This window comes from Loigolactobacillus bifermentans DSM 20003, from assembly GCF_001434575.1.
GTDB classification, from domain to species: domain Bacteria; phylum Bacillota; class Bacilli; order Lactobacillales; family Lactobacillaceae; genus Loigolactobacillus; species Loigolactobacillus bifermentans.
Window position 1 is genome coordinate 78,852 of record NZ_AZDA01000092.1, and the last position, 10,015, is coordinate 88,866.

Here is a 10,015-nt window from a genome sequence, read left to right on the forward strand (position 1 = left end):
GACCGTCACGGTGGAAGCATGGCACCTCCTAAAGGCTTTAATGTCTATTTTGCTAGCGCAAAAATATTATTTCGGAGGATGTCCATTCCATCGGACGAAAACCGTCACGGTGGAAGCATGGCACCTCCTAAAGGCTTTAATGTCTATTTTGCTAGCGCAAAAATATTATTTCGGAGGATGTCCATTCCATCGGACGAAAACCGTCACGGTGGAAGCATGGCACCTCCTAAAGGCCTCTTATGTCTATTTAAAAAACATAAAATTCACGCTTTGATAGCACGCATTACTGCCCTTATTATACGTTTTACGCAAAAACACTGCCACCTAAAATGTTAATTTTAGTTTTTCTTATGATTCTGATGCCGCTAACGCCTGTTGCAATTGGCTTTCGTCCCAAACGGTAATGCCTAGCTGTTGGGCCTTGGCCAGTTTACTACCGGCCTCCGCACCTGCAATCACTAGATCGGTCTTTTTGGACACACTGCCTGTGACTTTAGCACCGAGATCCTGCAATTGACGGCTTAACGCACTGCGTTTGTAATGCTCAAGTGTCCCCGTCAATACGATGGTTTGGCCATTAAATGGGCTATCAGCAGCCGCCACGTCCTGTGTCGTTGGCCCTGTATACTGCATGTTCACCCCAGCAAGTGCCAATTGTTCTAACAAGCTTTGCACCGTTGGTAATGCAAAATAAGCTTGTAAACTATTTGCGATCACTTCCCCTGAAGTCGCCACCGCTTGTAACACTTCCGAGCTTGCCATTTGTAAAGCCGTCATACTGCCAAAAGCTTCTGCTAAAATACGTGCCATTTTGGTCCCCACGTGACGAATGCCTAACCCTGCCAGTAAGCGTTCCAATGAATTTTGTTTGCTATTGGCAATGGCGGTTAATAGCTTATTAGCAGACTTCTCTTTAATTTTATCCAGTTCAATCAATTGTTCAAAGGTTAATTGATAGAGATCGGCAACATCGTGCACCAAGCCTTTTTGGAACAATTGTTGCACGATTGCTGGGCCTAAGCCATCAATATTCATGGCATTGCGTGACGCAAAATGGGTTAACTGTTCTTGAATTTGAGCAGGACACATGGGATTGATGCAGCGTAAAGCCACTTCATCCGCTAAGTGTACCAACGCCTGGCCACAAGAAGGACAAGCAGTCGGTAAGTCATACGGCTGACTGTCGGCCCCGCGTAAGGCCACTAAAACCGTTGACACTTCTGGAATAATATCCCCTGCCTTATGGATCATCACCGTATCCAACAAACGAATATCTTTTTCTTGAATCAAATCACCATTGTGCAACGTTGCGCGGGCCACCGTTGTCCCTGCTAATTGAACGGGATCCATCACCGCTGTGGGCGTGACCACCCCGGTTCGGCCAACGGTCCATTCAATGTCACGAATTACCGTTTTAGCTTCTTCAGGCGGAAACTTATACGCAATTTCCCAACGTGGCACTTTAACGGTATTACCAAGTGCCGTTTGCAGGGCTAAATCATCCACTTTCAGCACCACCCCATCAATATCATAAGGTAATTGGTCACGTTGCGCTTGATAGGTTGCAATAAAGTCTTGAATATCGGCGAGATCATGCGACAACGTGGTGGCCGGATTCACTTGGAATCCCAGCTCACGCATAAATGCCAATGCTTCCGTTTGAGTGGTGAGCTCAAATTGTTCTGGTTCAACCACCGTATACAGCCAAGTAGCTAACTGACGCTGCTTGGTGATTTTAGCGTCTAACTGGCGCAAGCTGCCAGCCGCCGCATTCCGTGGATTGGCAAAATTCGCCTGTCCCGCTGCTTCACGGCGTTGATTCAAGGCTGCAAAAGCCGCACGCGGCATATAACATTCCCCACGCACTTCCAAAGAAACAGGTCGCGTTAACGTTTGTGGAATTGAATCGATCGTCTTAAGATTTTTAGTAATATCCTCACCGATCGTCCCATTTCCACGCGTGGCACCACGTACAAATTGACCATTTTCATAAACCAACGAAATCGCTAAGCCGTCAATTTTAAGCTCGGTGCTATAAGCAATTTCACGCCCTGTATTTTTGGCCAACCGTGCCATAAAGTCTGCTAATTCAGCCTCAGAAAAAACATCCCCCATGGACAACATGGGCAACCGGTGCGTGACCTTGGTAAACTGCGGCAAGACTGCCCCACCGACTTGTTGCGTCGGCGAGTCGGCGGTAATGATTGCTGGAAACGCTGCTTCTAAAGTTTGCAGATCACGATACTGTTCATCATAAACATGATCTTCAACAGTCGGCTGATCGGCGGTATAATACGCGTCGCGCCACTCATTTAACTGCTGACGTAATGCGACTGCCGCCGCATTTGCCGTTTGTTCTGTATAAGTTTCAATTGCTTTTGGAAGTCCCATGATTCACACACCCTTTAAAATATGTTGCTGTCTATTTCACTTGCTTCTGAATTGGCGCAAATGCTGCTAATAATCGTTTGATTCCTTGTGATTGAAAGGCAATATCTAATTCCATATCGTTACCGGTACCAGTGACCTTAACGACTGTGCCAGTGCCCCACTTTTTATGGGTCACTTTATCACCTGCTTGCCAAGCCTGCTTATCCGCTCCGGTACCAGGTGTCGTGGTCACTTTCGTCGCCTGATGACTGCCACGATAAGTCGGTGCGGTTGCGCGCTGATAAGCACGTTGCTGGCGCTGCTGACTAAATGGCAACTTAGATTCTGGAATGCCACCGGCCGTTTTGTTGGCAAATTCTAATAAATCATCGTTGATTTCGCCAATAAACCGTGAGGGTGGATTACTTTGCGTCCGCCCGTACAACATTCGATTATAGGCATTCGTCAAATAGAGCTTTTGCTTCGCCCGTGTAATGCCCACATAGGCTAACCGCCGTTCTTCTTCCAGTTCATCGTTTTCTTGCATGGCACGTGATAACGGGAAGATGCCGTCTTCCATACCGACTAAAAAGACCACTGGAAATTCCAGCCCTTTTGCCGCATGTAACGTCATTAACGTTACCTCGCTTGGCGCTTCTGCCACATCATCTTGATCTGAAACCAAGGCAAGATCCGTTAAAAAGTCCACAAACCGTTCATCGCTGGCTTCCGCTTCATCCGTTTGTTTATCGTCAAATTCTTTGGTCACAGATAGAAATTCTTCAATGTTTTCTAAACGGGTCTGGGCTTCAAGTGTATTTTCTTGTTTCAGCACCTTAGTATAACCCGTCACGTCTAACATCGTTTCAGTGAGTTCAGTAACCGTCATGGTGGCCTTTTTAGCTTGGAGTTCTCGCATCATGGTGGCAAACTGGCCTAATGTCTTCCGAGGCCGCGCACTAATGGTTGGCGCCAACGCCACATTTTCAGCCGCTTCTAACAATGACCAATCCTGCTGTGCCGCAAAATTGCGCAACTTGTCCAAGGTCCCTGAACCGATTCCCCGCTTGGGTTCATTCACGATTCGTTCGAAGTCGATGGAATCGTCTGGGTTCACGATGACACGCAAATATGCCAAAACGTCCCGAATTTCTTTCCGGTCGTAGAACTTGTGCCCTCCGACCATTTTATAAGGAATGTTGGCTTTAACAAAATTTTCTTCAATCATCCGTGACTGTGCATTTGTCCGGTATAACACCGCAAAATCGCCATATTGTAACTGATGCTCACGCATTTGGGCCTGAACTTGTGCAACCACATAATAAGCTTCATCCCGCTCGTTTTGACCACGGTAATAAGTGATCGGTGCGCCGGCTTGATTATCTGTCCATAGCTTTTTAGGCCGCCGCACGGTGTTGTTTTGGATCACTTGGTTGGCGGCCGTTAAGATCCGCTTGGTTGACCGGTAATTTTGTTCTAGCAAAACCACTTTGGCATCTTTGTAGTCTTTTTCAAAGTTTAAAATGTTGGTCATGTCTGCGCCACGCCAGCCATAAATACTCTGATCGGCATCCCCAACGACACATAAATTGCGATACTTTTCAGCCAACAAGTTCACCAATGTATACTGCGCTTGGTTGGTATCCTGGTATTCATCCACATGAATGTACTTAAACTTATTTTGATAATATTCTAAAACCGCTGGGGCCTGCTTAAATAAGGTAATGGTCAACATGATCAAATCATCAAAATCCAGCGCCTGATTGGCCAACAACTGTTTTTGATAAATGCGATAGCACTGTGCCACCACCTTTTCAAACGGACTCGCCGCAATGGCCGCGTAGTCCTTCGGCGTTTGCAATTCATTTTTCGCATTGGAGATCGCGCCTAATACGGCCCGCGGGTCAAACTTCTTAGGGTCGATGTTTTCCTGAACCAAAATACGGCGCATTAAAGTGCGTTGTTCCCCTGGATCTGCAATGGTAAAGGAGCGGGCGTAAGTGCCTAACTTTTCAATATCCCGGCGTAAGATCCGAACACACAAGGCATGGAAGGTGGAGACCCAAACATCTTCAGCTTGCTCATCTAGCAAACTGGTCACCCGTTCACGCATTTCTCGCGCAGCCTTATTGGTAAACGTAATCGCCAAAATATGCCAAGGCAATACCTGCTGTTGTTCAATGAGGTAGGCGATCCGGTGGGTGACGACACGGGTTTTCCCAGAGCCAGCACCGGCCATGATCAACAATGGGCCTTCTGTTTGGCGCACTGCTGCTTGTTGTTTATCGTTAAGGCCTGCTAATAAATCCCTTGTTTCCATGTTGTATCTCTCACTACTTTCTTAAAGTTTAAATTGACTTCAAACCGCAACTGACACTGACTGAACCGCCAGTGAATATCTCAACTATTATAGCAAATTATCCCCGTCTCCGCCGCTAAATGAAAAGAATTTTAAACAGGTGTTCGCTTATTAAAACACAAAAAACAGGCATTACAATAAAGTAAGCACTTTATCATAACCCCTGTCAGCTTATAATTGTTGCACCACAACTAATTCAATTTGATTCATTAACAGATGAAATTGATGCTGTAAGTGGCGGTAGTCTTCTTGCCGTAATGTGCTCAGACAATCCGGCAAACCGACTTCCAGTGTATGTTGCAACTTTTGTTGCGTGATCTGTGTTAACTGTTGATACAACTTGGCCAAACTATTCAAGATGCTGAGAATGGTTTCGGCTAAAAACCGATTGTTGGCCAACGAAAGTAACTCTTGTAAAAGATGTTGCAGTGAAAATTCTGCACGATTATCGTGTTGCAACGCATCGATCTGCTGCAATAAGGCACCTGGCAACGCCATGGCCTTCTTCTCCAAATAATAAAAATGCTCCGTTAACAGAAACTCAAAGACTTGCAAGCGATCCAGCACTTCCCGTCGATTTAACGGTAAACGTGCAACTTGTACCCCTTTATTTAAAGTGCGTTGCAGTAGCCCTTCCATTTCAAGTTGGGTAAACGCTTCACGAATCGGAGTCCGACTCATTTGCAATTCTTTTGCAATAGCTGTTTCAAACAAATGCATTTCTGGGTACCAATTTTGACTGTTGATCTGGTACTTAATGTACTGGTAAGCTTTTTCAGTTTGCGCACGCATCTTTTGGTTCCCTCCATTTTCACAACAAAAAACAGAAAAGACAACTACATTAAGCGTCTAGGCCCACCCGCGCAAAAATATCATCAACGTGTCGCAAATGCCAATGATAATCAAAGGCATCGTCTAAGTCTGCTGTTGTTAAGACAGAAGTGATCTTGTCATCTGCTTCCAATAAAGGTCGGAATGGTTTCTTTTCATCCCAAGCAATCGCTGTCTTCGGTTGAACCAAGTCATAAGCCGCTTCACGACTCATTCCATGGTCGATCAACTTCAACATCACCCGTTGACTGTAGATCAAGCCGAAAGTCACACCCATGTTGTCCTGCATTTTATCTGGGAAAACGGTTAGGTTATCAATGATCTTTGCAAACCGATTTAAAATATAATCTAACAAAATGGTGGTATCTGGAATAATGATCCGCTCAGCAGAACTATGGGAAATATCACGGTCATGCCATAAACTCACATCTTCAAACGCGGTTTGAACGTGACCACGAATCACACGCGCTAACCCGGTCACATTTTCAGAACCAATTGGATTCCGCTTATGTGGCATTGCTGATGATCCTTTTTGGCCTGCTGCAAAGTGTTCTTCAACTTCATGAATTTCCGTCCGTTGTAACGAACGAACCTCTGTGGCAAACCGTTCCACAGAAGTGGCGACTAATGCCATGGCTGCAATGTATTCTGCATGCAGGTCCCGCGGCAAAACTTGCGTCGAAATGTCTTGCGCCCGAATGCCTAAATGAGTGGTGACATATTCTTCGACAAATGGTGGAATATTGGCAAACGTGCCGACTGCGCCACTAATTTTGCCTGCTTCGACGCCTTTAGCCGCATGTTCAAATCGTTCTTGATTCCGCTTCATTTCAGCATACCATTGGGCTAAACGTAAGCCAAAAGTAGTGGGTTCAGCATGCACACCGTGTGTCCGCCCCATCATCACGGTATATTTATAGGTTTTGGCTTTAGCGGCCAAAATATCAATAAAGGCTTGAATGTCTTGGCGTAATAAATCGTTGGCCTGTTTCATTTGATAGCCTAAAGCGGTATCGACCACATCAGTCGACGTTAAACCGTAATGGACCCACTTCTTTTCAGCACCTAAGCTTTCAGAAACGTCTCGGGTAAAAGCAACCACATCATGCTTCGTTTTTAATTCAATTTTGGCAATTTCATCCACATCAAAAGTGGCATTCGCCCGTACTTTTTGAGCATCCGCCTTGGGAATATCACCTAATTCAGCCCAAGCTTCAACGGCCAATGTTTCAACTTCTAGCCAAGTTTGATATTTGTTTTGATCGGTCCAAATTTGGCCCATTTCTGGGCGGGTATAACGTGTTAGCATGATTAACCTCACTTTTTCATTAATGAACGTCTAATTCCAAATTTCAGTATCATAAATCGATTGCAGTGTTTGCTTGACATCGTTTGTTAAAATCGTGACATGTCCGACGCGGCTTTCTGGCCCTTTGGCATTGTCCAAATAATAGTAGAAATGCCAATCCGGTTTGATCATGACTTGGGTATAGGTTTCCTGTAACAACCGTTCTGGGATTGAAATCGAAACCGCCGGACTTACAGGTTGTGGCACCGGCAATGGCCAATTACACAACGCGCGAATGTGCAATTCATACTGTGACACCTGACTGGCTTCATTAAAGAGATTGGCACTGGCATGCGGACATGGCACAATGCGCTTCACATAAAGTGATCCTGAAGCCGTTAGGAAGAATTCAATGCCAAAAACGCCAATATAATTCAGCTTTTCGCCAATTAACTTGGCGATTCGCTCCACTTCAACCACCGTGGGGGCATCAACACGTGCCGGCGTAATGGCTTCATGCAAATGGCGATTGCGATAAACTGTTTCAACGACTGGTAAGGTAACCGCCACATGTTCATCCTTGGCCACCATCACAGTGAGTTCCCGTTCAAACGGCACCCAAGCTTCTAATATGTACGTCCCCGATGCCAAATCATCTGCACAAGCAGCAATGTCACTTTCACTATAAATCACGTGCTGCAACTGGGCACCGATTCCCCGTTGAACTGGTTTCAGCACACAAGGATACCCGATCGACGCAACAGAATCATAAATATCCTGCATCGCAACGATCGTAGCATAAGGTGCAATATTAATATTGTTTGATTCTAAAAAGACTTTTTCCAATTGACGGTCTTGGGTGATCGCCAAAATATCCGTACCTTGTGGCAAATAGGCGTGCTGCAACAGATCCAATGCTGTGGTATCCGTATTTTCATAAGCATAAGTCAATACTTCACAAAACTGGGCTAACTTCTGTAAATTAGTCACATCGCTCATATCGCCGACTTCTGTAAAGTCAGCCACACTTGCAGCTGGACTGTTCATTTGATCCGTTAAAATACCTACTCGAAAACCCATTTTCTTAGCCGCTAAGGCCATCATTTTACTAGTGGCGCCACCACCAATAATGCCAATCGTACTTCCTGGATAAATGATTGCTGCCACATTATTCACGGTCCTTTACTTCTAATTTAACAATTTATGGTCCGGGTAAAGGGACCTATTCCTCATCATTATTGTACCGTTTTTAGGTCAAATTAAAAGCAAGTTTCACTTAATTGTTTTGTTTTTCAAAAACAACTTTACCGTCTTCTAAAGCGGCAATCTTGGCCAGTGATTCTAAGCGGATCCCGTGTTCAGCAATCAATTCATGCCCACGTTGGAATGTCTTTTCAATGACGATCCCAACGCCTTCGATCTTGGCTTGAGCTTGTTCACAAATATCGATCAAGCCCATAACCGCTTGTCCATTGGCCAAGAAGTCATCGATGATCAATACCCGATCATCAGCGTCTAAGAAGCGTTTTGAAATTGAGATCTCATTGCTCACTTTTTTAGTGTAAGAATAAACCGTAGAGGTGTATAAATCGTTGACTAAGGTTAAACTCTTATGTTTCCGGGCAAAAACAACAGGAACGTGTAATTGCAAGCCCGTTAAAATCGCAGGTGCAATACCGGATGATTCAACGGTTAACACCTTGGTGATTTTTTCATCCTGAAATAGCCGGGCAAATTCTTCCCCCATTGCAAACATCAGATCCGGATCCACTTGATGATTTAGGAAGTTGTCAACCTTTAATACATCTCCTGGTAAGACCTGACCGTCTTTTTTGATTCTGTCCTCGAGTAACTTCATTTTAAAATACGCTGCTATACAAAATGTAGAATTATGTCATCAAACATAATGAGAAAGAAGTATAGTTTTCCTTTCCGAATTTCGTTTACTTCCGTCATCATTAGTATTCCGATAGCCGAAAAACGGGTAATCGCAGGGACTAACTCTTGAAGCTTAAGGGCATAGCCTGCCCCTTTTAATTATTTTAAAGTGCGAGTTGTAATAAGTTCTGGACAGCATTTTTATCACGATCTAACGTTACACCACACTCATAACAAATATATTCATGGTGTTTCGTTCGATGTTTCGTATTTCCCATCAGACCGATCTTATCCGACCCTTTTTTAACATGTCCACAATTAGAACAGCGCTGGGTACTAGGGTAATACCGATCTGCTAAAAGTAACATTTTGCCGTACCAGTCACACTTATAAGTTAAAATTTGTCTAAAATAGCCGAACAGAGAACGTTGTAGCCCTTTTGAAGCAATATGGGTCATTTGCATTTTTTTCACATCTAAATCTTCAATCACAATTTTGTCATACTGGTTCACCAGATGAGTGGTAAACTTCTGCATCAAATCATGTTGAATATTGGCCACTTTTCGGTAATCACGCTGTAACTTGGCTTTCGTCTGCGTGTAATTTCTGCTTTTAATACCGTTGATGCGACCGTTTGCCACACGTTTACGAGCTAATAAACGTTGATAGTGTTTAATGCGCTGATAAAGTCGTTGTAACTGCTGAGGACAAACATTAAAAATACCGTCGATGTAATTCAGATGGCCTACATTTATATCCACACCAGTCACCTGTCCTGTTTTAGGCTTGGACGTAACTTCAGCGACTTCAAACGGCAAGCTTGCCCAATAAGCACCATTCTCACGATAAATGGAAACTACTTTTAAAGTACCATTTAAATGACGCGCACCACGAAACGGAATATCAGACCAACTCGCTATACCGTGAGGCTTGTCCAAGCGTAATCGACCATTAACAATCTTGGCACGATCCGTTTTAAAACCCTGACGAGGTGCTTTTTTGGATTTGAAATGTGGTTTACCCCAGTCCGGTAAAGATTGGTCAAAAAAGTTTTTCCAAGCCTTGCCTAAGTCAATAATGGCTAGCTGTAAACAGCGCGCTGAAAACTGATATTGCCAGTCTTGCTTATTGGCGACTAATTCGTCACGCACTTTACGCGCAGTTGGACACAATTTTTTATCAGCCATGATTTGCGAACTATCGTACATTGCATTCCAAGTGGCTAGACCTTGATTCCAGCAATAACGGCGATAATCACAAAGCTGCGCTAAAACACGGCGCATGGTGGC

Annotated in this window: 8 protein-coding genes; 1 reads left to right on the plus strand and 7 read right to left on the minus strand. The window is 44.4% G+C overall.

The annotated features are described in order from the left end of the window. Nucleotides 1–274: hypothetical protein (locus FC07_RS16215; protein WP_235807499.1), on the plus strand; the 274-nt coding region annotated here is incomplete at its 5' end. Nucleotides 275–348: 74 nt separating this feature from the next. Here the strand turns inward: FC07_RS16215 and ligA are convergent. The 7 genes from ligA to FC07_RS10620 form a co-directional block, all read right to left on the minus strand. Next, nucleotides 349–2,391, minus strand: a complete 2,043-nt coding sequence (gene ligA / locus FC07_RS10590; RefSeq protein ID WP_057905079.1) for an NAD-dependent DNA ligase LigA — start codon at nucleotides 2,389–2,391, stop codon at nucleotides 349–351. A 31-nt stretch (nucleotides 2,392–2,422) separates the two neighbouring features. Then, the gene (gene pcrA / locus FC07_RS10595) at nucleotides 2,423–4,690 is read right to left on the minus strand and encodes a DNA helicase PcrA (RefSeq protein ID WP_057905080.1); all 2,268 of its coding nucleotides are present in this window, start codon (nucleotides 4,688–4,690) and stop codon (nucleotides 2,423–2,425) included. Between the two features lie 210 nt (nucleotides 4,691–4,900). Continuing rightward, nucleotides 4,901–5,521 carry a GntR family transcriptional regulator gene (locus tag FC07_RS10600; protein ID WP_057905081.1) on the minus strand — a complete coding sequence of 207 codons (621 nt, stop codon included), beginning with the start codon at nucleotides 5,519–5,521 and terminating at the stop codon, nucleotides 4,901–4,903. A gap of 49 nt (nucleotides 5,522–5,570) precedes the next feature. Beyond that, complete coding sequence (gene purB / locus FC07_RS10605) at nucleotides 5,571–6,869, minus strand: adenylosuccinate lyase (RefSeq protein ID WP_057905082.1); 1,299 nt, start codon at nucleotides 6,867–6,869, stop codon at nucleotides 5,571–5,573. Nucleotides 6,870–6,899: 30 nt separating this feature from the next. Next, nucleotides 6,900–8,015, minus strand: a complete 1,116-nt coding sequence (locus FC07_RS10610; RefSeq protein ID WP_057905100.1) for a 5-(carboxyamino)imidazole ribonucleotide synthase — start codon at nucleotides 8,013–8,015, stop codon at nucleotides 6,900–6,902. A 109-nt stretch (nucleotides 8,016–8,124) separates the two neighbouring features. Further along, entirely contained in the window at nucleotides 8,125–8,706 is a 582-nt protein-coding gene (locus FC07_RS10615; RefSeq protein WP_057905083.1) for a xanthine phosphoribosyltransferase, read from the minus strand. A gap of 184 nt (nucleotides 8,707–8,890) precedes the next feature. After that, nucleotides 8,891–10,015 (minus strand): RNA-guided endonuclease InsQ/TnpB family protein (locus FC07_RS10620; protein ID WP_083483290.1); only part of this gene is annotated, 1,125 nt, incomplete at its 5' end.